The 25,329-nt window shown below is 68.5% G+C and carries 25 protein-coding genes and 1 riboswitch; of the genes, 13 read left to right on the top strand and 12 right to left on the bottom strand.

The window, feature by feature from the left end; translation table 11 throughout:
• Positions 1-4 precede the first annotated feature (4 nt).
• The 3 genes from CRT60_RS16230 to CRT60_RS16220 form a co-directional block, all read right to left on the bottom strand.
• Complete coding sequence (locus tag CRT60_RS16230) at positions 5-1,156, bottom strand: ABC transporter substrate-binding protein (protein WP_098737557.1); 1,152 nt, start codon at positions 1,154-1,156, stop codon at positions 5-7.
• 82 nt (positions 1,157-1,238) lie between these two features.
• Positions 1,239-1,353: riboswitch (TPP riboswitch) on the bottom strand.
• 33 nt (positions 1,354-1,386) lie between these two features.
• Positions 1,387-2,301, bottom strand: a complete 915-nt coding sequence (locus CRT60_RS16225; RefSeq protein WP_098737556.1) for a DMT family transporter — start codon at positions 2,299-2,301, stop codon at positions 1,387-1,389.
• 133 nt (positions 2,302-2,434) lie between these two features.
• On the bottom strand, positions 2,435-2,767 hold the full coding sequence (locus CRT60_RS16220) for a (2Fe-2S) ferredoxin domain-containing protein (protein WP_098737555.1): 333 nt from the start codon (positions 2,765-2,767) through the stop codon (positions 2,435-2,437).
• 180 nt (positions 2,768-2,947) lie between these two features.
• Here CRT60_RS16220 and CRT60_RS16215 point away from each other — a divergent pair, with 180 nt between their 5' ends.
• From CRT60_RS16215 to deoA, 6 genes are read left to right on the top strand one after another with little or no spacing between them, the layout of a single operon-like run.
• Entirely contained in the window at positions 2,948-4,105 is a 1,158-nt protein-coding gene (locus CRT60_RS16215) for an ABC transporter permease (RefSeq protein ID WP_161958064.1), read from the top strand.
• A gap of 3 nt (positions 4,106-4,108) precedes the next feature.
• Positions 4,109-5,083, top strand: a complete 975-nt coding sequence (locus CRT60_RS16210) for an ABC transporter permease (RefSeq protein ID WP_098737554.1) — start codon at positions 4,109-4,111, stop codon at positions 5,081-5,083.
• A gap of 4 nt (positions 5,084-5,087) precedes the next feature.
• Entirely contained in the window at positions 5,088-5,507 is a 420-nt protein-coding gene (gene cdd / locus CRT60_RS16205) for a cytidine deaminase (RefSeq protein WP_098737553.1), read from the top strand.
• Positions 5,508-5,522: 15 nt separating this feature from the next.
• On the top strand, positions 5,523-6,356 hold the full coding sequence (locus tag CRT60_RS16200; RefSeq protein WP_098737552.1) for a purine-nucleoside phosphorylase: 834 nt from the start codon (positions 5,523-5,525) through the stop codon (positions 6,354-6,356).
• Positions 6,353-7,180 (top strand): deoxyribose-phosphate aldolase, encoded by an 828-nt coding sequence (deoC, locus tag CRT60_RS16195; protein ID WP_098737551.1) that lies wholly within the window; start codon positions 6,353-6,355, stop codon positions 7,178-7,180. The genes CRT60_RS16200 and deoC overlap by 4 nt, the downstream gene beginning before the upstream one ends.
• Before the next feature lie 3 nt (positions 7,181-7,183).
• Complete coding sequence (deoA, locus tag CRT60_RS16190; protein ID WP_098737550.1) at positions 7,184-8,503, top strand: thymidine phosphorylase; 1,320 nt, start codon at positions 7,184-7,186, stop codon at positions 8,501-8,503.
• Positions 8,504-8,676: 173 nt separating this feature from the next.
• Here deoA and CRT60_RS16185 read toward each other — a convergent pair whose 3' ends face one another.
• Complete coding sequence (locus tag CRT60_RS16185) at positions 8,677-9,870, bottom strand: nicotinate phosphoribosyltransferase (RefSeq protein ID WP_244592531.1); 1,194 nt, start codon at positions 9,868-9,870, stop codon at positions 8,677-8,679.
• A gap of 432 nt (positions 9,871-10,302) precedes the next feature.
• Between CRT60_RS16185 and CRT60_RS16180 the strand changes: the two genes are divergently transcribed.
• From CRT60_RS16180 to CRT60_RS16165, 4 genes are all read left to right on the top strand, one after another.
• Complete coding sequence (locus CRT60_RS16180) at positions 10,303-10,797, top strand: flagellar basal body-associated FliL family protein (protein WP_244592530.1); 495 nt, start codon at positions 10,303-10,305, stop codon at positions 10,795-10,797.
• Between the two features lie 131 nt (positions 10,798-10,928).
• Positions 10,929-12,296, top strand: a complete 1,368-nt coding sequence (gene gor / locus CRT60_RS16175) for a glutathione-disulfide reductase (RefSeq protein ID WP_098737894.1) — start codon at positions 10,929-10,931, stop codon at positions 12,294-12,296.
• Between the two features lie 172 nt (positions 12,297-12,468).
• A complete protein-coding gene (locus tag CRT60_RS16170) occupies positions 12,469-12,951 on the top strand; it encodes a hypothetical protein (protein ID WP_098737548.1) in 483 nt (160 codons plus the stop codon).
• A gap of 294 nt (positions 12,952-13,245) precedes the next feature.
• Entirely contained in the window at positions 13,246-14,142 is an 897-nt protein-coding gene (locus CRT60_RS16165) for a manganese catalase family protein (protein ID WP_098737547.1), read from the top strand.
• Positions 14,143-14,191: 49 nt separating this feature from the next.
• Here CRT60_RS16165 and CRT60_RS16160 read toward each other — a convergent pair whose 3' ends face one another.
• Positions 14,192-15,556, bottom strand: a complete 1,365-nt coding sequence (locus tag CRT60_RS16160) for an AmpG family muropeptide MFS transporter (protein ID WP_098737546.1) — start codon at positions 15,554-15,556, stop codon at positions 14,192-14,194.
• 320 nt (positions 15,557-15,876) lie between these two features.
• Here CRT60_RS16160 and CRT60_RS16155 point away from each other — a divergent pair, with 320 nt between their 5' ends.
• Entirely contained in the window at positions 15,877-17,268 is a 1,392-nt protein-coding gene (locus CRT60_RS16155; protein WP_098737545.1) for a class II 3-deoxy-7-phosphoheptulonate synthase, read from the top strand.
• 76 nt (positions 17,269-17,344) lie between these two features.
• On the opposite strand, the gene CRT60_RS16150 is transcribed toward CRT60_RS16155, so the two are convergent.
• The 7 genes from CRT60_RS16150 to CRT60_RS16120 are packed head-to-tail and all read right to left on the bottom strand — an operon-like array spanning position 17,345 to position 24,071.
• Complete coding sequence (locus CRT60_RS16150; RefSeq protein ID WP_098737544.1) at positions 17,345-18,406, bottom strand: ABC transporter substrate-binding protein; 1,062 nt, start codon at positions 18,404-18,406, stop codon at positions 17,345-17,347.
• A gap of 32 nt (positions 18,407-18,438) precedes the next feature.
• Entirely contained in the window at positions 18,439-19,557 is a 1,119-nt protein-coding gene (locus CRT60_RS16145) for an NAD(P)/FAD-dependent oxidoreductase (protein WP_098737543.1), read from the bottom strand.
• Positions 19,557-20,945, bottom strand: a complete 1,389-nt coding sequence (locus tag CRT60_RS16140) for an FAD/NAD(P)-dependent oxidoreductase (protein ID WP_098737893.1) — start codon at positions 20,943-20,945, stop codon at positions 19,557-19,559. Before CRT60_RS16140 ends, CRT60_RS16145 begins: the two co-directional genes overlap by 1 nt.
• Positions 20,942-21,232 carry a (2Fe-2S)-binding protein gene (locus CRT60_RS16135; protein WP_098737542.1) on the bottom strand — a complete coding sequence of 97 codons (291 nt, stop codon included), beginning with the start codon at positions 21,230-21,232 and terminating at the stop codon, positions 20,942-20,944. The genes CRT60_RS16140 and CRT60_RS16135 overlap by 4 nt, the downstream gene beginning before the upstream one ends.
• A 40-nt stretch (positions 21,233-21,272) precedes the next feature.
• Positions 21,273-22,067, bottom strand: a complete 795-nt coding sequence (locus CRT60_RS16130) for an ABC transporter permease (protein WP_098737541.1) — start codon at positions 22,065-22,067, stop codon at positions 21,273-21,275.
• 7 nt (positions 22,068-22,074) lie between these two features.
• Positions 22,075-22,980: an ABC transporter permease gene (locus tag CRT60_RS16125; RefSeq protein WP_098737540.1), complete on the bottom strand. Its 906-nt coding sequence runs from the start codon at positions 22,978-22,980 to the stop codon at positions 22,075-22,077.
• The gene (locus tag CRT60_RS16120) at positions 22,977-24,071 is read right to left on the bottom strand and encodes an ABC transporter ATP-binding protein (protein WP_098737539.1); all 1,095 of its coding nucleotides are present in this window, start codon (positions 24,069-24,071) and stop codon (positions 22,977-22,979) included. The genes CRT60_RS16125 and CRT60_RS16120 overlap by 4 nt, the downstream gene beginning before the upstream one ends.
• A 189-nt stretch (positions 24,072-24,260) precedes the next feature.
• On the opposite strand from CRT60_RS16120, the gene CRT60_RS16115 reads away from it, so the two are divergent.
• Both CRT60_RS16115 and CRT60_RS16110 read left to right on the top strand, forming a co-directional pair.
• Positions 24,261-25,148 carry an IclR family transcriptional regulator gene (locus tag CRT60_RS16115; RefSeq protein WP_204561945.1) on the top strand — a complete coding sequence of 296 codons (888 nt, stop codon included), beginning with the start codon at positions 24,261-24,263 and terminating at the stop codon, positions 25,146-25,148.
• Positions 25,145-25,324 (top strand): DUF2256 domain-containing protein, encoded by a 180-nt coding sequence (locus tag CRT60_RS16110; RefSeq protein WP_098737538.1) that lies wholly within the window; start codon positions 25,145-25,147, stop codon positions 25,322-25,324. The genes CRT60_RS16115 and CRT60_RS16110 overlap by 4 nt, the downstream gene beginning before the upstream one ends.
• The last annotated feature ends 5 nt before the right edge of the window (positions 25,325-25,329 follow it).

Raw genomic sequence — 25,329 nt, 5'->3', positions numbered from 1 at the left:
CCGCTCACTTCGCCGCAAGCGTCGGGTCGTCGTACCGCTTCACCAGCACCGGCACGCGGCTGGCCCCATCATAGCAGACGATGACGGCGGAATGGGCCATGTTGCCCTTGCCGTCGGACTTGTAAGTCATGGCGAGGCCCCGGAACGTCTCGGCGGACAGCGCCTTGCGGATGGCGTCCGGCGACCGGGCGCCGGCCTTCACCGCCTCCAGCACCATGGTCATGCCGTCATACTGGCCGAGCGCGAAGGCGTCCGGCTCCTTGCCGAAGGCGGCGCGGTAGGCGTCGGTGAAGGCCTTGACCTCCGGCGTGCCGCCCGAGATCGGCGAGGCCGCGGTCTCGGCACAGACGCCCTTCAGCTCCGCCGGTTCCAGCAGGGCGGCGGTGCTCGGCTGATGCATGGCGGAGCCGGCGACGATGGGCAGGGTCACGCCGCTGGACGCCGCCTGCCGCAGCAGCAGCGCGGTCGGGCCGGAATGCAGGTGCAGGACCAGCACGTCCGGCTTGGTGGCGAGCGCCTTGGTCAGCACCGGCAGCAGATCCTTGGCCGCCGGGTCCACCCCCTCCTCGAAGACGGGCGTGACGCCCAGCGCCTTGAAGGCGGCGTCCAGATGCGCCTTGCCGCTCTGGCCGTAGGCGGTGGTCTGGTAGATGACGGCCGGCTGCCGCTTGCCCAGCTCTTCCACCACATAGCGGGCATGGGCGGCCTTGGTCACGGCGTCGCCGGGGAAGAAGCGGAAGACCCAGGGATTGCCCTGCTCGGTGATCGAGGCGGTGCCCGACACGGTGACCAGCGGCAGCTTCAGCTCGCCCGCCAGCGGCAGCATCGCCAGCATCTGGGTGCCGAGCATGCTGGCGGCGACCGCGCCCACCGTGCCGCGGCCGGCCGCGCGCTCCAGCGCCGTCACCGCCGCCTCGGGCGAGGTGCCGGTGTCGACGACCTCCGAGGCGATGGCGACGCCGGCCGGCGTCTGCTTCAGCGCCAGGACGGCGCCGTTGCGCTGGCTGGTGCCTTCCAGCGACAGGAAGCCGGTCAGCGGCACCAGAACCGGGAAGGACAGCGTGTCGTCGGCACGGGCGGCGGACGACAGACAGACGGACGACAGGCAGGAGGATGCGGCCAGCAGGCCGATCAGAAGGGAAAGCGTGCGCCGCATGACCGAAAACTCCTCGACACGCGCCGGCGGTTGGGGCGACGCGGAGGGGACGGGGCGCTTTGCAGCAGCTTTCAGCGGGTCCGTCGGGTTCCGGTCGGCTCCCTTCGCCGGCATGACCCGGATCAGGTTCGATGGGTGTTGTCTCAGCCCATGCGGTTGCCGAACCGGCATCCGCACGGGCACCCCAGCCGTGAACAGGCGGCGAGAGTGTCGCCGCCGGCCCCGTCCTGTCAAGAACCCAACCGGCGGCGCGCCACCATGGTTTCACGATGCAGGATGTAGAGCCCGCTGCCGATGATCACCATCGCGCCGGCCAGGACCGGCACCGTCGGCAGGTCGCCGAACACCAGCCAGCCGAACAGGCTGGCCCAGACCATGCCGGTATATTCGAAGGGCGCCACCACCGCCGGCGGCGCGCGGCGGAAGGCTTGGGTCAGCAGCACCTGCGCCCCGGCGCCGATGGCCCCGACCAGCGCCATCAACCCCAGCGCGACGGCGGTCGGCGCCGTCCAGACCGGCAGCGCCAGCGCCCCGCTGACCAATGTCGTCGTCAGCAGCAGGTAGAGCACGATGGAGGCACTGGTTTCCGTCCGCGACAGGCCGCGCACTGCCAGTGCGGCCAGCGCATAGAACAGGGCGGCGCACAGCCCGACCAGCACCGGCACCAGCGGCGCCCCGGCCGACGGCTGCGCCATCACCACCACGCCGCCGAACCCGACCACCACGGCGGCCCAGCGGCGCCAACCGACCGGCTCGCCCAGCAGCGGCGCCGACAGCGCGGTGATGAACAGCGGACCGGCGAAGCTCAGCACATAGACGTCGGCCAGCGGCAGCTCGCGGAACGCATAGAAGAAGCATCCCATGGAGATCAGCCCGGCGAAGGCGCGCCAGACATGCCCCAAGGGCCGCCGCGTCCGCATCGCCGCAATCCCGCCGCCGCAGGCCAGGGTGTAGCCGCCCACCAGCAGGAAGGCGACCAGCGAGCGCACGAACATCAGCTGCGGCACCGGGTAATCGGCGGTCAGGAACTTGATGAGCGTGTCCATCGCCGCGAACAGCAGGATCGCGCCCAGGAAGCAGCCGACGGCATAGGGAACCGAATCGGCCTCGGCGGGCAACAGGTCGGCGGTTTCGGCGTCGGTCATGAAATCGGTTCGGAACGGCAATGGCGGAGGCTGCCCACATTATGGGCAAATGCACCCGCGTCCCAATGCCGCAACCGCAGGTCTGGTAGGCGCAGCCATACTCAAGGGTTGGCGTGAAGCGCGCCCCGTCGCCTCACCGCGTCAGCACCATCACCAGCCGCTCGACCGGCGCATCGTTGACCAGATGCGAGTCGACAATCTCGTCGATGTCCTCCGGGGTTTCCGGCCGGTACCAGATGCCTTCCGGATAGACCACCATCAGCGGCCCGGCGGAGCAGAAGCCGAGGCAGCCGGTCATCGCCATGCCGACATCGGTCAAACCCTTGCCCTGGATTTTCTGATCGAGCCGCTGCCACAGCGGATGCGCCCCCTTGGCGGCGCAGCTGCCGCGCGGATGGCCGGGCGGACGCTGCTGGGCGCAGCAGAAGACGTGGTGGCGGAAGGTCTGCGGGATGTCGAGCGGCATCGGTCATTCTCCATAGCCATAAAATTTCTATGGGTAAGAAGCATGCCAGAATGCTGCGTTGCGGCAAGACTTTTTGTAATCCTTCTAACTCCTGGCGCCGCTTGGATTCCCGGCACCATGAAATGCTTGGTCGGCAGAGCATTGGCGGTTAAGAATCCCCGGCAAGGGGCAATCCAGGAGATGCCGGTGCTGCTGAGCGGATCGGGGAAGGGCCAGCCGGGCGCGGTGCCGGGCTGGGTCGGGTATGCGCTGCTGCCGGTTCTCAACCTCGTCGCAGCCTTCGTGCTGTCGGGGCTGGTGATCCTGGTGATCGGCGAGAACCCGGTGGACGTGCTGTCGCTGCTGCTGTCGGAGGCCCTGGGATATCCCGAGGCCATCGGCTACACCCTTTATTACACCACCGACTACATCTTCACCGGGCTGGCGGTCGCCATCGCCTTCCATTGCGGGCTGTTCAACATCGGCGGTGAGGGGCAGGCCTATCTGGGCGGGCTCGGCGCCGGGCTGGTGGCGCTGGCGCTGACCGGCTGGCCCTGGCCGGTGGTGGCCGTGCTGGCGGTGCTGGCCTCGGCCCTGTTCGGTGCCGCCTGGGCCTTCATCCCGGCCTGGCTCCAGGCCAAGCGCGGCAGCCACATCGTCATCACGACGATCATGTTCAACTTCATCGCCGCGTCGATCATGACCTGGCTGCTGGTGGACGTGCTGATCCGCCCCGGCAGCCAGTCGCCGGAAACCCGCGAGTTCGATCCCGGCGTCTGGCTGCCGTCGATGGACCGGGCGCTCGGCTGGTTCGGCATCGCGATTCCCGCGTCCCCGCTGAACCTGTCCTTCCTGTGGGCGCTTGCCTGCTGCCTGCTGTTCCACATCTTCCTGCGCCGGACTCGCTGGGGTTACGAGCTGCGCACCGTCGGCCGCAATGAGCGGGCGGCGGTCTATGCCGGCATCTCGCCGGCGCGCAACATCGTCATCGCCATGCTGATCTCCGGCGCGCTGGCCGGCTTCGTGGGCGTGAACGAGATCCTGGGCGTGCAGCACCGGGTGATCCTGAACTTCACCGGCGGCGTCGGCTTCGTCGGCATCGCCGTGGCGCTGATGGGGCGCAACCACCCGGTCGGGATCATTCTGGCGGCACTGCTGTTCGGGGTTCTGGCGCAGGGCGGCGGCCAGCTGTCCTTCGAATACCCGACGATCAACCGCGAGCTGGTGATGGTCATCCAGGGTCTGGTCATCCTGTTCGCCGGTGCGATGGAGAATTTGTTCAAGCCGCAGGTGGAGGCGCTGTTCCGCCGCCGCGGCGCCGCCGCCACCGCGGATGCCGCAACCGGGGGGAGGGGCTGAGCGATGGAAGACGCGCTGCTTCTGGCGCTGCAGCTGCTGGGCGCCACCATCCGCGTGGCGACCCCGCTGGTGCTGGCCGCCTTCGCCGGCATGTATTGCGAGCGGGCCGGCGTGGTCGACATCGGGCTGGAAGGCAAGATGCTGGCCGGTGCCTTCTTCTCCGCCGCCGTCGCCTCGGCCACGCTGAACCCGTGGCTGGGGCTGCTGGCCGGCATCGCCGCCGGGGTGGCCCTGGCGATGGTCCACGGCTTCGCCTGCATCACCCACAACGGCAACCAGGTGGTGTCGGGCATGGCGATCAACATCCTGGTCGCCGGGCTGGCGCCGACGCTGGCCTATGCCTGGTTCCAGCAGGGCGGCCAGACCCCGCTGCTCCCCAACCAGGCGCGCATCCCCGCGGTGGAGCTGCCGGGGGCCGACGCCCTGTCCGGCATCCCGGTCCTGGGGCCGGTCTACCGCGAGCTGCTCAACGGCAACAATGTGCTGATCTGGGTGACGCTGGTCCTAGTGATCGCCACCCATTGGGTGCTCTACCGCTCCCGCTTCGGGCTGCGGCTGCGGGCGGTGGGCGAGAATCCGGCGGCGGTCGACACCGCCGGCCTGTCGGTGGCGACGCTGCGCTATCAGGCGCTGCTGGTCACCGGCGTGCTGACCGGCATGGCCGGCTCCTATCTCTCCACCGGCCATGGCGCCGGCTTCGTCCGCGACATGACCGCCGGCAAGGGCTATCTGGCGCTGGCGGCGCTGATCTTCGGCAAATGGCGGCCGGGGCCGACCCTGTTCGCCTGCCTGCTGTTCGCCTTCACCGACGCGGTGCAGGTCCGCCTCCAGGGCGTGGTTCTGCCGGGCATCGGCGTAATCCCGGTGCAGTTCATCCAGATGCTGCCCTATGTGCTGACCGTCCTGCTGCTTGCCGGTTTCGTCGGCAAGGCCATCGCCCCCAAGGCGAGCGGCATCCCCTATGTGAAGGAACGCTGAGCCGATGGCCGACACCGCAGAGCTGCCCCAGCTGATCGAAGCGGCCCGCGCCGCGCGCGGGAATGCCCACGCCCCCTATTCCAAATTCAAGGTGGGCGCGGCGATCCTCGGTGACTCCGGCCGCATCTTCGCCGGCTGCAATGTGGAAAATGCGGCCTACCCGCAGGGGCAGTGCGCGGAATCGAGCGCCATCGGCGCCATGGTCACCGCCGGCGACCGCCGCATCCGCGCCATCGTCGTGATGGGCGGCGAAGCGGGCGCGGAGGAGATCTGCACCCCCTGCGGCGGCTGCCGCCAGCGCATCCGCGAATTCGCGTCCCCGGACACGCCGATCCACATCTGCGACCCGGCCGGACTGCGGCGCACCTTCGCACTGGAAACCCTGTTGCCCGAATCGTTCGGCCCCACCAATTTAGCCTTCTGAGCGGAGTTTCCCGACATGACCGCAGCCCGCGCCGCCGCGGACATCCTTCACCGTGCCTCCGGCCATCGGCCGCGGGTCGGCATCGTGCTGGGCTCCGGCCTGGGCGGCATCGCCGACCGCATCGCCAACGCGGTCGCCATCCCCTACACCGACATCGCCGGTTTCCCGATCCCCAGCGTGTCCGGCCATGCCGGGCGGCTGGTGGTGGGGCAGCTCGGCGGCGTCGAGGTCGCCTGCATGCAGGGCCGCGTCCATGCCTATGAGGGCAACGGCTTCGATGCGCTGAAGACCGCGGTGCGGGCGCTGAAGCTGGCCGGCTGCGACACGCTGGTGCTGACCGCCGCCGTCGGCTCGCTCCGGCTGGAGGTCGGCCCCGGCCGGCTGATGGCGATCAGCGACCACCTGAACCTGCTGGGCAGCAACCCGCTGACCGGCCCGAACGACGAGGCCTTCGGCGAACGCTTCCCCAGCATGACCGACGCCTGGAATCCGGAGCTGCGCAGCCTGCTGAAGGAGGTGGCGTCCAGCCTGTCCATCGATCTGGCGGAGGGCGTCTATGCCGCCTATCCCGGCCCGTCCTTCGAGACGCCGGCCGAGGTGCGGATGATGAAGCTGCTGGGCGCCGACGCGGTCGGCATGTCCACCGTTCCCGAATGCATCGTCGCGCGCCATTGCGGCCTGCGGGTCGTCGGCTGCGCCGTCGTCACCAATCTGGGCGTCGGGCTCGGCGACGGGCCGGTCGACCATCACCAGACCCTGACCGCCGCCTCGGCGGCAGCCGCCGACCTGGAGCGCCTGCTGGTCGGCTTCCTCGAACGCCTGCATGAGAAGGACGGGTCCCGGTCATGAAACTGTCTGCCGACCTGCAAAGCGCGCTGGACGCCAGCGCCAACGCCCCGTCCGACGCCGATCTGGCGCGCCGTGCCGTGGGCATGCTCGACCTCACCAGCCTGAACGGCGACGACAGCGACCGGGTGGTGCAGGACCTCTGCGCCCGCGCAGTCACGCCCGTGGGGCCGGTCGCCGCGGTCTGCGTCTGGCCGCGCTTCGTCCCCACCGCGCGCAAGGCGCTGGACGGCACGGCGGTGAAGATCGCCACCGTGGTCAATTTCCCGACCGGCGAGGCCGACGCCGCCTCGGTGGCGGCGGAGACCCGGCGGGCCATCGCCGACGGGGCCGACGAGATCGACGTGGTTCTGCCCTACAAGGCCTTCATCGACGGGGCCCGCACCCAGCCGATGAATGTCGTGAAGGCCTGCCGCGAGGCCTGCGGCGACAAGGTGCTGCTGAAGGTGATCCTGGAATCGGGCGCCTTCCCCGACGCCGACCTGCTGGCCTGGGCGTCGCGCGACGCCATCGCCGCCGGCGCCGACTTCCTGAAGACCTCCACCGGCAAGACGCAGCCGGCCGCGACCCTGCCCGCTGCGGCGGTGATGCTCGACAGCATCTATGAATCGGGCAAGAAGGTCGGCTTCAAGGCGTCCGGCGGCATCCGCGACGCGGCGGAGGCTGCGCGCTATCTGGCGCTGGCCGACCGTATCCTGGGGGATGGCTGGGCCACGCCGCAGACCTTCCGCTTCGGCGCCTCCAGCCTGCTCGACGCGCTGCTGGCCGCCGCCGGCCATGGAGAGCGGGAGGGCGAGCGCGAACCGGCCCCGGCGGGAGGGTACTGAGGCATGCTTCCGCAGGAAATCGTCCGCGCCAAGCGCGACGGCCAGCCGCTCGACGCCGCCACCATCCAGGACTTCGTCCGCGGCATCACCGACGGCCGCGTGTCGGAAGCCCAGGCATCGGCCTTCGCCATGGCCGTCTTCTTCCGCGGCATGAGCCTGGACGAACGGGTGGCGCTGACCCGCGCCATGCGCGATTCGGGCACGGTGATGGAATGGAAATCGCTGGACCTGCCCGGCCCGGTGATCGACAAGCATTCCACCGGCGGCGTCGGCGACAAGGTCAGCCTGATCCTGGCGCCGATGTTGGCCGCCTGCGGCGGCTTCGTGCCGATGGTGTCGGGGCGCGGCCTCGGCCACACCGGTGGCACGCTCGACAAGTTCGAGAGCATCCCCGGCTACCGCGCCAAGCCCGACAACGAGCTGCTGCGCCGGGTGGTGAAGCAGGTCGGCTGCGCCGTGATCGGCGCCACCGACGACATCGCCCCGGCCGACAAGCGGCTCTACGCCATCCGCGACGTGACGGCGACGGTGGAATCGCTCGACCTCATCACCGCCTCGATCCTGTCGAAGAAGCTGGCGGCCGGGCTGGACGCCCTGGTGATGGACGTGAAGTTCGGCAGCGGCGCCTTCATGCAGCGCTTCGAAGATGCCGAGGCGCTGGCCGAGAGCATCGTCACCGTGTCGAAGGGCGCCGGCCTGCCGGCGGTGGCCCTGCTGACCGACATGAACGAGGTGCTGGGACGCAGCGCCGGCAACGCGCTGGAGATGCGCGAATGCCTCGCCATCCTGCGCGGCGAGCCGGCCGAACCGCGGCTCTACGAGGTGACAGCGGCGCTGGCCGCCGAATTGCTGGCGCTGGCCGGACTGGCGCCAGACGCTGCGGCGGGCCGCGTCCTGGCCGACCGCTCCATCGCCAGCGGTGAAGCGGCGGAACGCTTCGCCCGCATGGTGGCGGCGCTGGGCGGGCCGGCCGACCTGCTGGAGCAGCCCGACCGCCATCTTGAAAGCGCGCCCATCGTCCGCCCGATCTTCGCCGAGCGGGCCGGCTTCGTCGGCGCCATCGACACCCGTGGGGTCGGCATGGCGGTGGTGGCGCTGGGCGGCGGCCGGACCAGGACGACCGATGCCATCGACTTCGCGGTCGGCTTCGACGCGGTGGCCGGGCTGGGCGACGCAGTGGGACCGGGAGACCGTCCGCTGGCAATCCTGCACGCCCGCAGCGAGGCCCAGGCCGACGAGGCGGAACGCCGCCTGCGCGCCTCGGTCACGGTGACGGACACGGCATCGGTCCGCGGGCCGCTGATCGCAAAGCGTCTGGGGTAAGAGATACCGCCCTCTCCCGCCCCGGGAGAGGGAGGGGACCCGCCGAAGGTGGGGAGGGTGAGGGGTGATCCGAACATGGATCTGGATCCTTGCACTCCCCCTCACCCTTCCCAAGCTCCGCTTGGGCCCCTTCCCTCTCCCGGGACGGGAGAGGGACACGTAGCGGCCCCAGACTACCGCCGGAACAGGAACTCGCGGCCGACCTTCACCCGGCGCTCGCCGTCATATTCGATGATGTCGGCGGTCGCGTAGGTCTCGGTCCAGCGTTCGGGCAGGTAGCTGCCGGTGCCGATGATGTCCACCGGCGCGTTGGCTTCCGCCATCAGCCGGCATTTGGCCGGGCCGAAGCCGCTGCTGGCGACGATCTTCACCGCTGGGAAGCCGGCATCGTCCAGCCTTTCGCGAACATAATGGATCGCCGCCGCCGACACGCCGGTGCCGATCAGATAGCGAAGCTGCGTCTCGTCGCGATAGCCGCGGATGGCGTGAGGCGCATGACGCTCCAGCACGGCGTAGGAGCCGGGCGGGTCCAGCCCCTCGACGAACCGGCCGCCGGGGGTGTCGAGCCGCAGCGACAGCTTGCCCTGGGCGGCCAGTTGCGGGAAGCGGCGGCAGACCTCCAGCCCGTCGGTGATCTCGCGGCCGAAATAATCGACCAGCACGGTCAGGCCAAGGTCGGGGAAGGTGTCGTGGAACATCTCCGCCGCGCGCACGGTCGACCCGGCATAGCCGATCAGGGCGTGCGGCATGGTGCCCATGCCCTTCTCCTGACCGAAATAGGGGGCGGTGGCGTCGGTGGCATTGCCGATGAAGCCCTTGGCGCCGACCTTGCGCTTGGCGCGGTCGGACCCGACGGAGGCGGCATAGGCCATCATCTCCGCCATCTCCGTCCCCGCGCAGTGGCGGGCATCCATGGCGAGGAAGGCGACCTTCGGCAGGTCGGCGCACATGGTGAAGGCGTTGTAGGCGGCGACGCTGGCCGGACCCAGCTTCTGCAACAGGATCGTCTCGCAATCGACCAGATGGTAGAACGAGCCGGTGATGTACATGATCGGCTCGCCGGCGCCGACCCATTTGCCCTCGGGGTAGTTCAGCTCGATCTGGAAGCCGGTATTGCGTTCGCGTGCCACCGACTCCAGCCACTCCACCGCAAGGCGCGGGGCGCAGACCACGGGACGCCGCATGAAGATGGCGTAGGTGACGGTCTTGTCGCCGAACTTGCCCACCGCTTCCTTGGTGCGGCGGAAATAGGTGTCCGTCCAGTCGGGAACCGAGGCGGAGGACGGGAGAAGAGCCGTCGGCCCCTGTCCGGCCTTCCGGCTGCCGGCCGCCTGGTTGCCAGCTGAACGGTTGTCGGTGTCGCTCATACCCGTCACCCTCGCCTTTCGCCCCTGTCGGCACATGGCCCTGCACATGCGTCCACGCATCGGTCTGCGCATGGCGTTCAGTGCTTCGTCGTCGATGGCCCGGCCCCCGGACAGGGCAGCCGGCCGGTTGTGTTGGAATCCCAGCATTATACGTCCCGGCCGGACGGGGGAAGAGGCTTCCCGCCCGGCCGCCCCCCGGCGGATGGCTGAGTTGCATTTTTCGCGGGAAACCGGATTGCGGCCGTCACGGAATACACCGGCTGCCGCCGAAGGAAACGTCGCAAGTCCGCAGTCGAATTCCGGCCGCCAATCGACAATCAAAGAAAAAATCCAATAAAATACCTTTATTTGACCTACCACTTCCGCGCTTTTAAGGTTTCACGCACCGGTTCGTCAGCAACATCCAGGCAGAGCGGAATGAGCAAGGCAGCGATGTCCGCGGAATTGGAATTCGCCGAACCCGATGGGAACGGCCTGCCCTCCTTCGATGGCACCGGAAACCGGATCGTCCTGGCCTTGCTGGGGCTGATGCTTGCCTTCGCCGGCGCCGGGGTCGGCGGTGTGCTGCTGCTGCGCCCGGCCCCTGCCCAGGGCGCCCATCCCCCGGCACGGGTCGAGGTGTCGCCGGCCGTCTATGCCGCCCTGCCCACCCTGACGATCACGCTGAACGATGGCCGCCGCTTGCAGGAATTGCGGCTGCGCGCGGTGCTGGAGTTCGATCCGGCAACCCCGATGGAGGCGGTGACACCCCACCTGCCGCGCATCGCCGACGCCATGGGCCGGCGCCTGCTGGAGGTCGATCCGGCCGAACTGCGCGGCGCCGACGGGCAGGTCTACATCAAGGACGCGCTGCGCTACGTCGCCAACAAGACCATGCGCCCGCTGAAGCTTCGACAAGTCCTGATCCAGGACATGCTGCTGCGCTGAGGGCGCGCTTCCCAATGCCCTGCACCTCCCCATATGCTGCCGGTCCACAGTGAACAGGCCCCGACCGTTCGCAGGAGCCGTCCGGGGGAATTGTTTGCAGGATCAGGGTCCAGTTGCGGAAGGAGACGGCCGTGGCCGAGTTCGATTTCGACCTCTTCACCATCGGGGCAGGGTCCGGCGGCGTCGCCGCCAGCCGGCGCGCTGCGTCCTATGGCGCCAAGGTGGCGATCTGCGAGGGCAGCCGCGTCGGCGGCACCTGCGTGATCCGCGGCTGCGTGCCGAAGAAGCTGCTGGTCTACGCCGCCCAGTTCCGCGACGGTTTCGAGGACTCCGCCGGCTATGGCTGGAGCGCGCCGATGCCGTCCTTCGATTGGGAAACGCTGATCGCGCGCAAGGACAGCGAGATCGACCGGCTGAACGGCATCTACATCAACATGCTGAAGAACTCCGGCGTCACCCTGTATGAGGGGTTCGGCCGGATCGTCGACCGCCATACGGTGGAGGTCGACGGCAAGCGCTACACCGCCCGCAACATCCTGATCGCCACCGGCGGCTGGCCGACGCTGCCGCAGGTGGAGGGGATGGAGCATGCCGTGACCTCCAACGAGGCGCTGCATCTGGAAACGCTTCCCCACTCCGTCCTGATCGTCGGCGGCGGCTACATCGCGGTGGAGTTCGCCAGCATCTTCCGCGGGCTGGGCGCCGAAGTGACGCTGATGATCCGCGGCGACGATCTGCTGAACGGCTTCGACGACGACATCCGCGTCGCCCTGGCGCAGGAAATGCGCAAGCGCGGCATCACCATCATCTCGCGCTGCAAGCCGGCGAAGCTGGAAAAGGGACCCGGCGGCTATACCCTGACCGACCATATGGGCCGCGAACATTCCGCCGGTCTGGTGATGGCCGCCACCGGCCGCCGCCCGAACACCAGGAATCTGGGCCTGGAAGAGGTCGGCATCACCCTGGACGAGGCCGGCGCGATCCCGGTCGACGAGTGGTCGCGCACCTCTGTCGACAACATCTATGCCATCGGCGACGTCACCGACCGCATGGCGCTGACCCCCATAGCCATCGCCGAGGGCCGCGCGCTGGCCGAGACGCTGTTCAACGACAATCCGATGCACATCGGCTACGACAATGTGCCGACCGGCGTGTTCTCCCTGCCGCCGCTGGGCACCGTCGGCCTGACCGAAATGCAGGCGCGGGCGAAATACGCGAAGGTCGACATCTACAAGGCCGGCTTCCGCCCGATGAAGCACACCCTGTCCGGCCGGGACGAGCGGGTGCTGATGAAGCTGGTGGTGGATGGCGAAAGCCAGCGCGTGCTGGGCTGCCACATGATTGGCATGGATGCGCCCGAGATGATGCAGGCCCTGGCAATCGCGATGAACTGCGGTGCCACCAAGCGCGATTTCGACCGCACCATCGCGCTCCATCCCTCCACTGCGGAGGAATTCGTGCTGATGCGCGAGAAGGCTGAGCCGGAAAAGACGATCTGAACGGTCAGCCCTGCCGGGCGGCAGCGGCGGGCTATCCGCAACCGGGTCGTGACTGGAGACTCCCCTCACGGCCCGGTTTCATGCCAATAAGGACTGGAAATCCCTGGACCTTGGCCGATTGTGGTACCTACCATGGTCGCACGAACAATTTTCCCAGGGAATGGCTCCAAACATGCGTGGAATTTTTGCGGTGGCTGCCTGTGTTGCGGCGTTCGCTTCGGTCGGCTCGGCTCATGCTCAGACCAAGATCGGCGTGTGGGACGTCAAGATCGACAAGGACTGCGCCATCAGCCAGGAATGGAAGACCGAAACGAAGGACACCGCCACCATTGCCCTCGCCTACACCAACAAGGGCCAAGCGATGGTTCTGATCTTCGGCGATTCCGCCTGGAAGCTGAAGGAGAAGGAAGATCTCACCATCTCCCTGTCGGTCGACAAGAAGTGGAGCGACAAGGTTCAGGGCGCCGCCATCGACAAGACGATGGCCGTCGTCGGCATCCCGGCGACCTCCAAGGCGATCGACGCCCTGATGAATGGCCGTGAGCTTTACATGGAGATCGACGGCAAGAGCGACGATTACGCCTATACCTACTACCTCGACGACACCCGCAAGGCGATCTCGGCCCTGGAAGCCTGCCGCGCCCAGGCGCAGTAATCCTCCCCAGCACTTATCGGTACTTGTCGGCCAAAGACGCCCACCCGGATGTGATAAACCGGGTGGGCGTCTTTGTTCCGGAGCCACCTTCTATACGAGCATCTTCTGTACGGAAGGCAATCGTTTCCGCCGCCGTTGCGATCCATCCGGCATAGCACTCCGAAACAGGCATTCTTCCTGGAACGCTTCTAAAATTTCCCGGTTGAGGACATGAAGCGATCCGGTCCGGACCCGGTCGCACCGATCCGCAGGCCCCTGCAAGGCGGGCCATCTGACCCAGGAGGAATTCCTCGCATGTTCATGCACAACAAAAAGCTCATGTACACGGTCCGCGTGTCCGAGCCGAATCCGGTGCTCGCCAGCCTGATGCTTGAACAGTTCGGCGGTCCGCAAGGCGAGCTGGCCGCGGCCATGCGCTACTTCACCCAGGGTCTGGCCGATGAGGATCCGGGCCGCAAGGATCTGCTGATCGACATCGCGACCGAGGAGCTGAGCCACCTCGAAATCATCGGCTCCATCGTGGCGATGCTGACCAAGGGCGCCAAGGGCAAGCTGGCCGAGGGGGCGGAATCGACCGCCGACCTGTATGCCAACATCACCCAGGGCAGTGGCAGCCATACCCTGTCGCTGCTGTATGGCGGCGGTCCGGCCCTGGTGAATTCGGCCGGCCAGCTGTGGACCGGCGGCTACATCGACAGCATCGGCGAGCCGACGGCCGATCTGCGCTCCAACGTCGCGGCGGAAGCGCGCGCGAAGATCATCTACGAGCGCCTGATCAACGTCACCGACGATCCGGGCGTGAAGGATGCGCTGGGCTTCCTGATGACCCGCGAGATCGCCCACCAGAAGAGCTTCGAAAAGGCGCTGTACGCCATCGACAACAACTTCCCGCCGGGCAAGCTGCCGGGCAAGCCGGAATACACCGACAAGTATTACAACACCAGCCAGGGCGAGGGCGACATGCGCGGCCCCTGGAACCAGGGCGCCCAGTGGGAGTTTGTCGACGTCAAGATGGGCGACGCCCCGGTCAACGGCGGCGACGGCAACCCGACGGTCAAGCTCGCCGCGTCGGAACTGGCGGCGGTCAACGCCGTGGCCGCCCGCACCATGTCGAAGCCCGACTCCGATCCGCTGACCGGCGCCGACCTGGGCGCCGGACCGGGCGCCGGCAAGACCAAGAGCACCACCTGAGGCTGATGGCGGGGGCTGATAACAGCTCCCCCAGACAAAGCCGTCCCCGTCACTGGGCGGGGACGGCGGCCTCTTCCTCGCGCCTGTGCAGGCCCATCAGCCAGATCAGCAGGCACAGGGCCGGAATGGCGCCGGCCATCGACAGCAGGAAGAAGCTGACCCAGTCCAGCCGCTCCGCCAGCCAGCCCGACGAGGCGCCGAACAGGTCGCCGCCCAGCTTGTACAGGCTGGACAGCAGCGCATACTGGGTCGCTGTGTAGGCGACGTTGCACAGGCTGGACAGGTAGGCGACGAAGGCCGAGGTCGCGATGCCGCCGCAGACATTCTCCACCGCCACGGTGACCGCCAGCATCGACACGTCGTTGCCGCTCCAGGCCAGCACGACATAGCCGAAGTTCGACACCATCTGCAGGATGCCGCCGATCATCAGGCCGCGCAGAACGCCGACCTTCCCCACCAGCAGGCCGCCCAGCAGACCGCCGGCGATGGTCGCCCACAGGCCGAACAGCTTGCTGACGTTGGCGATCTCCACCTTGGTGAAGCCCAGGCTGATGTAGAAGGTCGAGGACATCTGGCCGGCCAGCACCTCCCCCAGCTTGTAGCTGGCGATGAAGGCCAGGATGACCACCCAGCCGCGCCGCTCCATGAACTGGGCGAAGGGCGCCACCACCGCACCGTAGATCCAGGCGAGAAGCACGGCGCTGCGGCCCGACAGATGCGGCCGGTGGCCAAGCCATTCGGCGATCAGTTTTTCGCGGGCGTTCGGCGGCGGCTCCTTCGGTTCGCGGCACAGCAGGACGGTCGCCATGCCGACCAGCACCAGCCCGGCCATCACCTCGTAGGCCGTGCGCCAGCCATGGAACTCGGCGATGTAGAGGGCCCCCGCCCCCGCCGCCATCATGCCGAAGCGATAGCCCAGCACCAGCACTGCCGCACCGGCGGCCTGCCGGTTTTCCTCCAGCACCTCGACGCGGTAGGCATCGACCACGATGTCCTGGCTGGCGGAGCAGAAGGCGACCAGCACCGCGCACAGGGCGGTCCACCACAGATCCTGCCCCGGATCGGTGCCTCCCAGCCCGAGCAAAGCTGCGATCAGCGCCGCCTGCGCCGTCAGCGCCCAGCCACGCCGCCGCCCGAACAGCCGCGTGATCACCGGCAGGCGCAGCCGGTCGATCAGCGGCGCCCACAGGAATTTCAGCGCATAGGGCATGGTGACCAGCGCGAACAGGCCGATGTTGGTCCGGCTGACGCCCTGTTCGGTCAGCCAGACATTCAGCGTGGCGCCGGTCAGCGCCAGCGGCAGCCCTTCGGAGAATCCCAGGAACAGGATCGCCAGCACGCGCGGGTCGCGGTAGACCGCCAGGGCCTGCCCCCAGGAGGACAGGCGCGTTGTCCGCCAGGATGTCGGTTTCACCGGGAAGGCTCCTCTAGGGGGTGATCCATCGCCCCCGATGTATAAAGGCCGCGGGCATCCGCCGCCAGCGGCCCCTGCCGATCCGATCCCTGCCCATCGGGCGGGAGCGCGGAGGTCAGACGCGAATTTCCTTTCATCTGAAATCACCCCCGGTGGCAGGCGGCCTATGCCCGCGGCACAGCATTGCCGGCAAGGGAGCCGAAACTATGGAAAAGTTTCCGCGAGTCGCGCTATAGAGTACCTTCCACGGGATTCGCCGCCGGTCGTTCGCCGCCCGCCCGGCCCCCGTTCCGCAATCGTCAAGGAAGAGCAGGCGCGTCATGGTCGAGCGTTGGACACCCGCCAGTTGGAGGACGAAACCGGCGAAGCAGTTGCCGACTTATCCCGACCTGTCCAAGGTCGAGGCGGTCGAACAGCGCCTGTCCTCCTATCCGCCGCTCGTCTTCGCCGGCGAGGCCCGCCGGCTGAAGGCCAAGCTGGCCGATGCCGCCGCCGGCCAGGCCTTCCTGCTGCAGGGCGGCGACTGCGCCGAGAGCTTCGCCGAGTTCCATCCCAACAACATCCGCGACACCTTCCGCGTCCTGCTGCAGATGGCCGTGGTGCTGACCTTCGGCGCCTCGATCCCGGTCATCAAGGTGGGCCGCATGGCCGGCCAGTTCGCCAAGCCGCGCTCGGCCGACATGGAGACGATCGACGGGGTGGATCTGCCGTCCTACCGCGGCGACATCGTCAACGGCTTCGACTTCACCAGCGACGCCCGCGTTCCCGATCCGGAGCGCATGATGCAGGCCTACACCCAGGCCGCCGCGACGCTGAACCTGCTGCGCGCCTTCGCCCAGGGCGGCTATGCCGACCTGCACAAGGTCCATCAGTGGACGCTGAGCTTCGTCGAGAAATCGCCGGCCGGCGAGCATTTCCAGGAGCTGGCCACCCGCCTGGACGAGACGCTTGCTTTCATGGCGGCCTGCGGCATCACTGCGGAGACCACCCCGCAGATCCGCGAAACCGACTTCTTCACCAGCCATGAGGCGCTGCTGCTGCCGTTCGAGCAGGCACTGACCCGCGTCGACAGCACCACCGGCGACTGGTACGACGTGTCGGCCCACATGCTGTGGATCGGCGACCGCACCCGCCAGCCCGACGGCGCCCATGTCGAGTTCCTGCGTGGGGTGAAGAACCCCATCGGCCTGAAGTGCGGCCCGACCACCGACCCGGACGAGCTGATCCGCCTGATCGACATCCTGAACCCGACCAACGAGGCCGGGCGCCTGACGCTGATCGTGCGCATGGGCTCCGACAAGGTGGCAGAGAAGTTCCCGCCGCTGCTGCGCAAGGTCCAGCGCGAAGGCCGCACGGTGGTGTGGTCCTGCGACCCGATGCACGGCAACACGATCAAGTCGACCACCGGCTACAAGACCCGCCCGGTCGAGAGGGTCCTGGCCGAGGCGCGCGGCTTCTTCGAAGTTCATCAGGCCGAAGGCACCCATGCCGGCGGCGTGCATTTCGAACTGACCGGCCAGGACGTGACGGAGTGCACGGGCGGCGCCCAGGCGATCACCGATCACAATCTGGCTCTGCGCTACCACACCGCCTGCGATCCGCGCCTGAACGCCAGCCAGTCGCTGGAACTGGCGTTCCTGCTGTCGGAAAAGCTGAAGGAAGGCCGTCAGTCCCGCGAGGCCCGGCGCCGCGCCGCGGTGGCGGCGGAGTAAGGCTTCCGCCGAAGAGGTCCGGTCAAAAAAAGGGGGCGTTTCCGCCCCCTTTTCCATGTCCCGGTTATTGCCTGCGTTACCGTTCGATTTCCTTGTTCCAGCGCTGGTTCCAGTCCGGGCGCTTCTCGTTGATGACGTCCCAGTCCACCGTGACGGCGTTCTTCATGTAGCCCTGGAACTTGTTCATCTCGTCGGCGACCTCGGCCGGCGGCGTGACCTTGGTGTTGGACGGGATCTGAGCGCCGTACTGCAAGGCGGCGAGCTGCGCCTCCGGCCCCAGCAGATAGGCGGCCAGTTTCTGCGCGGCCTCGTTGTCCGGGTTCTTGGCGACGACGCACTCGCCGACCATCAGGACGACCGAGCCTTCCTTGGGCTGGGCATATTCCACCGGGATGCCCTTGGCCTTCAGGCTGCCGACGCCGGTCGGGGTCAGCGGGAAGATGGCCGCCTCGTTGGTCTGCACCATCTCGGCGATCTTGGCCGAGCTGGGGATGTATTCCAGCACGTTCGGGCCGATGGTCTTGCGCCAGGTGGTGAAGCCCGGATCGACATTGCCCTCGGTGCCGCCCTTGATGCGGTTGTACATCAGGAAGGCGTGCAGGCCGAAGGAGCTGCTGGCGGCCGACTGGACGACGATCTTGCCCTTGTACTTGGGATCGGCCAGATCCATCCAGCTGGTCGGCGGCGCCCAGCCCTTCTCGTCGAACATCGCCTTGTTATAGGCGAGACCGGTCATGCCCATGTTGACGCCGACCGCCATGTCGCCCTTCAGGCGCGCGGACTGGTAGACGTCGTTCAGCACCGGCGAGCTGTCCATCTTCTGGCACAGGCCCATGCCGATGGCGCGGTACATCAGCCCGTCGTCGAGGAAGACGACGTGCATCTGCGGGTTGTCTTTCTGGGCCTGCAGCTTGGCCAGGATGTCGGACGAGGTGCCGGGAACCACCACCACCTTGATGCCGGTCGCCTTCTCGAAGGCGGGGAAGACGTTCTCGGTGTAGGTCTTCTCCATCGTGCCGCCGTTCATGCCGATGTAGACCGTCTTGGTCTGGGCGGCGGCGGGGGTGGAGAGTGCGGCGGCGGCCGTGATGGCAACCGTGGCGAGACCGGTGAGCGACAGGGAACGCAAGGTGGGCATGCACGTCCTCCAATGGGCCAAGGGATGGGAGCTTAAGCGGTCGGTGTGAAGCGGTCGATGCGGAAGGGCTCCAGCGGCATCGGCGTCTCGCCGCCGGTGACCAGCTCGGCCAGCGTCTGGCCGACGCCGGGGCCGATCTGGAACCCGGCACCGGAGAAGCCGAAGGCGTGGAACAGGCCGGGCGTGGTGCGGCTGGGGCCGACGATCGGGTTGCGGTCGGGCGTATAGCCCTCCACCCCGGTCCAGCAGCGGATGACGTGGGCGTGGCGCAGTTGCGGGAACAGCTCCGCCGCGTCGCGCATCAGGGTCAGCACGGCGTCGCGCTGCGGCCGGGCGCGGTCGGCGTCGAGCGCGAAGCCGCGTCCGCCGCCGACCACCATGTTGCCGCGCGGCACCTGCCGGCCATAGACGCCACCGCCCTCCACCCCGATGTTGACGTCGAGGAAGCGGGGCAGCGGCTCCGTCACCGCCATGTTGGGATGAAGCGATTCCAGCGGCACCGGCTCGCCGAAGGCTTCCGCCACCCGCCAGGACCAGGCACCGGCGGTGTTCAGCAGGACGCGGGCACGCACCTCCAGGGCATCGCCGCTCAGCAGGACGAAGCGGTCGCCGTCCTTCTCCACCCGGTCGACAGGCGTTTGTTCGCGCACCACCGCGCCCAGTCTGGCAGCCGCACGGGCGAAGGCGGGGGAGACGAGGCGCGGGTTGGCGTGGCCGTCCTCCGGGCAGAGCGATCCGCCGATGGCGCGGTCGCCCAGCGCCGGCCAACGGCGGCGGAACTCCTCGCCGGTGATGATCTCCAGCCCGAGGCCGAAACCCTGTGTGCGCTCGCGGTAGTCGATCAGGGAGGCAAGGTCGGGTTCGCTGCGTGCCAGCTTCAGATGGCCGGAGCGGATGTATTCGGCGTCGGTGCCCAGCAGCTCCGGCAGACGGCCCCAGATGGCATGGGCGCGCTGGGACAGCGGCAGCTGCTCCAGCGGGCGGCCCTGCCGGCGCACGCCGCCAAAATTGACGCCGCTCGCCTTGGCGCCGCACCAGTCGCGCTCCAGCAGCGTCACCGACAGGCCGGCCTGCCGCAGGAACAGCGCCGCCGACCCGCCGACGATCCCGCCGCCGACGATGGCGACATCGCAGTCGATCCGTTCCCGCATCACGCGACCTCCCGCCGCTCGGCACCGGCGGAGACCGGCAGCGGCTTGATCGGCGGCTGCGCCCGCAGGCGCCCCACCCCATCCGGGCCGGTGCCGAGCGTGCGGGACAGCAGTTCTGCCGTGGTGGCGCTGCACATGCGGCCCTGGCAGCGGCCCATGCCGGCGCGGGTCAGCGCCTTGGCTCGGTTCATCTCGCGGGCCTGCCCGCTGCGGGCCACTTCGCGCACGGCACCGGCGGTGATGCCTTCGCAGCGGCAGATCATGGTGTCGTCGGCAATCGCATCGGCCCAGTCCGCCGGGAAGGGGAAGGCGGCCGACAGGCTGCGGCGGAAGGCGGCGATGCGGGCGAGCCGGCCGTCCAGTTCCTTCACCCGCGCAGCCTCGACCGGCCGTCCGAGATCCTCCAGCAGGGCCAGCGCCGCGCGCTCTCCCGCCAGTTCCGCCGCGTCGGCGCCGGAAATGCCGCTGCCGTCGCCGGCCAGATAGACGCCGGCAACCGAGCTGCGCCCTGCCCCGTCCCGCTCCGGCAGCCAGGCCCGGTCGGCCTCGTCGAAGCGGAAGCGGCAGCCGGCGAGGTCGGCCAGCTGGGTCTCCGACCGCAGGCCAAGCCCGAAGGCGACGGCGTCGCACCCGGTGCGCCGTTCGTGCCCGCGGGCATCGCGCCACACCAGCGCATCGACCCGCTCCGCGCCCTCGGCGCGCACCGGACGGACGCCGTTGTGGATCGGCACGCCATGGGCGCGCAGCCAGCCGACGAACAGCAGCCCCTTCGCCAGCGTCGCCGGATCGCGCAGCATGCCGGCGGTGGCGCGGGCCTGGGCGGCGAAGGGCGTGGTGTCGAACACCCCCGCCACCTCGACCCCGGCCTTCAGATACTGGTAGGCGACCAGATAGAGCAGCGGGCCGGTGCCGAGAAAGGCCACCCGCCGGCCGACGGCGCAGCCCTGGAACTTCAGCGCCACCTGCGACCCGCCGAGCGTGAAGATTCCGGGCAACGTCCAGCCGGGGAAGGGCAGCACGCGGTCGGTGGCGCCGGTCGCCAGGATCAGATTGCTGAAGGGCAAGGTCTCGCTCGCCCCGTCGCTCAACAGGTCGAGCGCCCCGGCCTCGCAGTTCCACACCAGCGTGCGCGGACGGTAGTCGACCCGGTCGCGGATCGCCGCCATGGCGCGGTGGACCGCATCGGCCTTGCCGGCCTCGAACCCATAGAGCGCCGTCTTCGGCCGGGTGAAGCCACCATCAGGCGGCTGGCGGTAGATCTGGCCGCCCCAGCGCGCCGCCTCGTCCACCACCACCGGCCGCAGGCCGGCGGCGACCAGCCGCTCCGCCGCGCGGATGCCGGCCGGGCCGGCACCGACGATCACGGGGGGGAAAAGAGGTTCGCTCACGATGTCCACTCCCCGCCGCTCAGCAGGCGCATGCCGTCGGCGATGAAGGTGCCGCAGGCACGCAGCCGCTCGCCCTCCTCCGTCCGCACCCAGCAATCCTGGCAGGCGCCCATCATGCAGAAGCCGGCGCGCGGGGTGTCGGCGAATTCCGTCCGGCGCAGCCGGTCGCCGTTGGTGAGCATGGCCGTCAGGATGGTGTCGCCCTCAAGCGCCTCCACCGGGCGTCCGTCGAGGGTGAAGCGGACCACGCGCCGGCCCTGTTCGGCCACACGCTGCAGCAAAGCCATGATGACTGGTCTCCGAAGAGAGGACGGCCGGAGCGGACGCTCAGTGCTGGCCGACCAGGATGCGGTCCAACCCATAGACACGGTCGAGCAGAAGCACGGCGACCGCGGTGATACCGATGATCAGCGCCGAAACCGCCGCCATCATCGGGTCGATGGATTCGGTGGCGTACATGTACATCCGCACCGGCAGCGTCACCGTGGACGGCGAGGTGATGAAGATGGACATGGTCAGCTCGTCGAAGCTGTTGATGAAGGCGATCAGCCAGCCGCCGGTGACGCCAGGCAGGATCATCGGCAGGGTGACGCGGCGGAACACGGTGGCCTCGCTGGCGCCCAGCGAGAAGGCCGCCTGTTCCACGCTGCGGTCGAAGCCGGAGATGGCGGCGATCAGCAGGCGCATCACATAGGGCGTGACGATCACCATGTGCGCCGCCACCAGCCAGCCGAAGCTGCCCGCGGCGCCGACGACGGCGAACAGCCGCAGCATGGCGACGCCCAGCACCAGATGCGGGATGATCAGCGGCGACAGGAACAGCGCATTGAGGAAGCCGCGGCCGGGAAATTCATAGCGGGTGATGGCGAGCGAGGCGGGAACCGCCAGCGCCACCGCCAGCGTCGCCGACAGCACGGCGAGCCAAAGGCTGTTCCAGAAGGACTGGACGAAGTCCGGGTGGTGGAACACCGCCTCGAACCAGCGCAGCGAAAAGCCCCTGGTCGGCAGCGACAGGGTGTTTTCCGGCGTGAAGGCGACGAGGCAGACGATCGCCAGCGGCGCCAGCATGAAGATGACGACCAATGCGTGGAAGAACAGGGCGACGGGTCCGTTGCGGGTCATGGCGTCTTCACCCCAGCCGGCGGCGGTAGTGGCCTTCCACCATGCGGTGGTAGGTCAGCATGATGATCAGGTTGGCGGCGAGCAGGATGACGGCGACCGCGGCCCCCATCGGCCAGTTGAGGTCGCTCAGATACTGGTCGTAGACCACGGTTGCGACCATCTTCAGCCGCCGCCCGCCGAGCAATCCTGGGATGGCGAACGCGCTGGCGCTGAGGCCGAAGACGATCAGGCTTCCCGACAGGATGCCGGGCAGGATCTGCGGCGCCACCACCCGGACGATGGCCGTGGCACGCGAGGCGCCGAAGGAGAGTGCCGCCTGCTCCACCGCCGGGTCCAGCTTCTGCAAGGAGGTCCAGACCGGGATGACCATGAAGGGCAGCATGACGTGGACCAGCGCCACGACCACCGTGCCCTCGCTGTAGAGCAGCTTCATCCGGCCGATGCCGAGCGCGATCAGCGCCCCGTTCACCGGCCCTTCCGGCCCCAGCAGCATGCTCCAGCCGAAGGCACGGACGACGACCGACACCAGCAGCGGCGCCAGGATCACCAGCAGGAAGATCGACCGCCAGGGGTTGCTCATCCGGCTGAGGATGTAGGCTTCCGGTACGCCGATCACCACGCAGATGGCGGTCGCCAGCGCCGAGATGCGGAAGGTGCGCAGAAAGATTTCCAGGTAATACTCGTCGGTCACCACCGCCAGATAATGCTCCAGCGTGAAGCCGCCGGTGCGCCCGGTCGCATAGTCGAACTGGTTGAAGGACAGGAGCGCCGTCAGGAACAGCGGGGTCAGCACCAGCGCCGCGAACAGCAGCGCGGCCGGCCCCGACAGGAACAGCGGAGCGGTTGGGAACCGGCGTACCGGCGTCTCGTCGCCCGGTGCGGCCGGGGCGGCGTCGGGAAGGGACGCGCTCATCCCGTCACCTCGAGGGCCACGTCCGGCGCCTCCGCCATGGCGCCGCGGTGGACGCGCACGACCGACGGCGACCAGTCCAGCCCGACCGGGGCGCCCTGCTCCGCCGGGGTGGAGCCGTCGTTCGGCGTCACCACCATCAGCGTGCCGAGCGGCCCGTCGATGTGATAGAGCCACTGGCTGCCCAGGAAGAAGCGGTCGGCGACGCGGCCGGTCAGCAGCCCGCCCGACGGCGCGGTCAGGTGCAGCTTCTCCGGACGGATGCACAGGGTCACCGTCTCGCCCACCGACAGGCCGGCGGTTTCCAACGGCACGGCGATGCCGGCCAGCGACACCGTGGCGCCGGCGCCGGTCGCGGTGACGACCTTGCCCGGCAGCAGGTTGGTCTTGCCGACGAAGCGGGAGATGAACTCCGTCTCCGGATGCTCGTAGATGCGGTAGGGCTGGTCGATCTGGGTGATGCGCCCGGCCTCCATCACCACGACGCGGTCGCTGATCGAGAAGGCTTCCGCCTGATCGTGGGTGACCATTACGGTGGTGGTGCCGACCTTGCGCTGAATCTCGCGCAGTTCGAACTGCATCGCCTCGCGCAGCTTGGCGTCCAGGTTCGACAGCGGCTCGTCCAGCAGCAGGACCGGCGGGCGGATCACCAGGGCGCGCGCCAGCGCCACGCGCTGCCGCTGGCCGCCCGACAGCTCGCGCGGGTAGCGCTTGGCATAGGGCGAAAGGTGGACCAGCGACAGCGCCTCTTCCACCCGCGGCTTGCGCTCGCCCTTGGGCACGCGCTGCATCTCCAGGCCGAAGCTGACATTGTCGAATACGGTCATGTGCGGGAACAGCGCGTAGCTCTGGAACACGATGCCCAGCCCGCGGCTGTTCGCCTTGGCCCGCGTGATGTCGCGTCCGTCCAGCCGGATGGTGCCGGCCGACGGTTCGACGAAACCGGCGATCATCTGAAGGGTCGTGGTCTTGCCGCAGCCCGAAGGGCCGAGCAGGGAGACGAACTCGCCCTTCTCCACCGACAGCGACACGTCGCCGACCGCGGTCATCGGGCCGTAACGCTTGGTGATGTTTTTCAATTCGAGGAACGACACGGGGGGAATTCTCCCTCTTGCGACAATTGGCCTCGGTCTCCGGGCCTCACCTGTTGCCCCGATGGTTCCGTCTACCGACCATTCGCGTCAATCCGCTTTTTCCGTAGAAAGAAAAGATTTTGCAAAAGCTTCCGATATACGGAATAGATGGGGCAACCAACATCACCGATTTTCAGAACGGAGCCCAACATGAGCGCCGACCTCCGCCGCAGGGCAAAAGACAGTGCGGGTGTCGAGAGCGCCGGCCCCGAAAATGCTGGCACCGACGAGGCGGGCAGCAAGTCCAGCCTGCAGCGCGGGCTGGCGATCCTGCGCCTGCTGGCCTCCTCCAACGAGGCGGGGGCCCGGCTGACCGACATCTCCCGCGCGCTCGACCTCACCCCGCCGACCGTCCACCGCTTGTTGAAGATCCTGGTCGAAGAGGGGATGGCCGAGGCGGACAAGGCGACCAAGCGCTACCGGCTGGGCATCGACCTGTTCGGGCTGGCGGCGCAGGCCGGCAATCCGAACAACCTGCGCGACATCTGCCGGCCGATCCTGCTGCGCCTGTCGGCGACGCTGCGCGACACCATCTTCCTGCTGGTGCGCAGCGGCTTCGATGCGGTGTGCCTGGACCGCAGCGAGGGGCCCTTCCCCATCCGCTCCTTCACCGGCGACATCGGCGGCCGGGTGACGCTGGGTGTCGGCCAGGGCAGCCTCGCCATCATGGCCTTCCTGCATGCCGAGGAGCGGGAGGAGGTCATCCGCTTCAACCTGCCGCGCATGCAGGGCGTCGGCATCATCGACGAGGTCTATCTGCGCACGGAAATCGCGCGGGTGCGCGACCTCGGCTATGCCAGCCGGTCCACCGGCCTCTTGCCGGGCATGTCCGGCGTGGCGGTTCCGGTGCTGGACCGCGACGGCTATGCCGTGGCGGCGCTCAGCGTCGGCACGATCAGCGAGCGGCTGAACGAGGAACGGCTGCCGGTGGTGGTCGACATCCTGAAACGCGAATCCACCGCGATCAGCCGCCAGTTGAACCCCTTCGACCCGGTCCTGCGCCGTCCCGCCGCGATTCTGGGCGGCGGCCCGGCATGAAGGGCGTGAAGAAGGCCGACCTGCCGACCAAGACCTGCCCGGTCTGCAACCGCCCTTTCACCTGGCGGAAGAAATGGGAGCGGGTGTGGGACGAGGTGAAATACTGCTCCGACCGCTGCCGCGGCGACGCCCGCAAGCGCGAGGGCGGACGGCAGGACGATGCGCCGCGATCCTGACCGGA

Source organism: Azospirillum palustre (assembly GCF_002573965.1).
GTDB lineage: Bacteria > Pseudomonadota > Alphaproteobacteria > Azospirillales > Azospirillaceae > Azospirillum > Azospirillum palustre.
This window is presented reverse-complemented; position numbering and strand designations above follow the sequence as displayed.

Excerpts from the sequence above, each read along its gene's own strand:
- CRT60_RS16115 (WP_204561945.1), top strand. The coding sequence starts at position 24,261 with ATGAGCGCCGACCTCCGCCGCAGGGCAAAAGACAGTGCGGGTGTCGAG.
- CRT60_RS16230 (WP_098737557.1), bottom strand. The coding sequence starts at position 1,156 with ATGCGGCGCACGCTTTCCCTTCTGATCGGCCTGCTGGCCGCATCCTCC.
- CRT60_RS16135 (WP_098737542.1), bottom strand. The coding sequence starts at position 21,232 with ATGGCTTTGCTGCAGCGTGTGGCCGAACAGGGCCGGCGCGTGGTCCGC.
- CRT60_RS16155 (WP_098737545.1), top strand. The coding sequence starts at position 15,877 with ATGGTCGAGCGTTGGACACCCGCCAGTTGGAGGACGAAACCGGCGAAG.
- deoC (WP_098737551.1), top strand. The coding sequence starts at position 6,353 with ATGAAACTGTCTGCCGACCTGCAAAGCGCGCTGGACGCCAGCGCCAAC.
- cdd (WP_098737553.1), top strand. The coding sequence starts at position 5,088 with ATGGCCGACACCGCAGAGCTGCCCCAGCTGATCGAAGCGGCCCGCGCC.
- CRT60_RS16145 (WP_098737543.1), bottom strand. The coding sequence starts at position 19,557 with ATGCGGGAACGGATCGACTGCGATGTCGCCATCGTCGGCGGCGGGATC.
- CRT60_RS16165 (WP_098737547.1), top strand. The coding sequence starts at position 13,246 with ATGTTCATGCACAACAAAAAGCTCATGTACACGGTCCGCGTGTCCGAG.
- CRT60_RS16210 (WP_098737554.1), top strand. The coding sequence starts at position 4,109 with ATGGAAGACGCGCTGCTTCTGGCGCTGCAGCTGCTGGGCGCCACCATC.
- CRT60_RS16225 (WP_098737556.1), bottom strand. The coding sequence starts at position 2,301 with ATGACCGACGCCGAAACCGCCGACCTGTTGCCCGCCGAGGCCGATTCG.
- CRT60_RS16215 (WP_161958064.1), top strand. The coding sequence starts at position 2,948 with ATGCCGGTGCTGCTGAGCGGATCGGGGAAGGGCCAGCCGGGCGCGGTG.
- CRT60_RS16220 (WP_098737555.1), bottom strand. The coding sequence starts at position 2,767 with ATGCCGCTCGACATCCCGCAGACCTTCCGCCACCACGTCTTCTGCTGC.
- CRT60_RS16130 (WP_098737541.1), bottom strand. The coding sequence starts at position 22,067 with ATGACCCGCAACGGACCCGTCGCCCTGTTCTTCCACGCATTGGTCGTC.
- CRT60_RS16200 (WP_098737552.1), top strand. The coding sequence starts at position 5,523 with ATGACCGCAGCCCGCGCCGCCGCGGACATCCTTCACCGTGCCTCCGGC.
- CRT60_RS16150 (WP_098737544.1), bottom strand. The coding sequence starts at position 18,406 with ATGCCCACCTTGCGTTCCCTGTCGCTCACCGGTCTCGCCACGGTTGCC.
- CRT60_RS16170 (WP_098737548.1), top strand. The coding sequence starts at position 12,469 with ATGCGTGGAATTTTTGCGGTGGCTGCCTGTGTTGCGGCGTTCGCTTCG.
- CRT60_RS16180 (WP_244592530.1), top strand. The coding sequence starts at position 10,303 with ATGTCCGCGGAATTGGAATTCGCCGAACCCGATGGGAACGGCCTGCCC.
- CRT60_RS16110 (WP_098737538.1), top strand. The coding sequence starts at position 25,145 with ATGAAGGGCGTGAAGAAGGCCGACCTGCCGACCAAGACCTGCCCGGTC.
- deoA (WP_098737550.1), top strand. The coding sequence starts at position 7,184 with ATGCTTCCGCAGGAAATCGTCCGCGCCAAGCGCGACGGCCAGCCGCTC.
- CRT60_RS16185 (WP_244592531.1), bottom strand. The coding sequence starts at position 9,870 with ATGAGCGACACCGACAACCGTTCAGCTGGCAACCAGGCGGCCGGCAGC.
- CRT60_RS16125 (WP_098737540.1), bottom strand. The coding sequence starts at position 22,980 with ATGAGCGCGTCCCTTCCCGACGCCGCCCCGGCCGCACCGGGCGACGAG.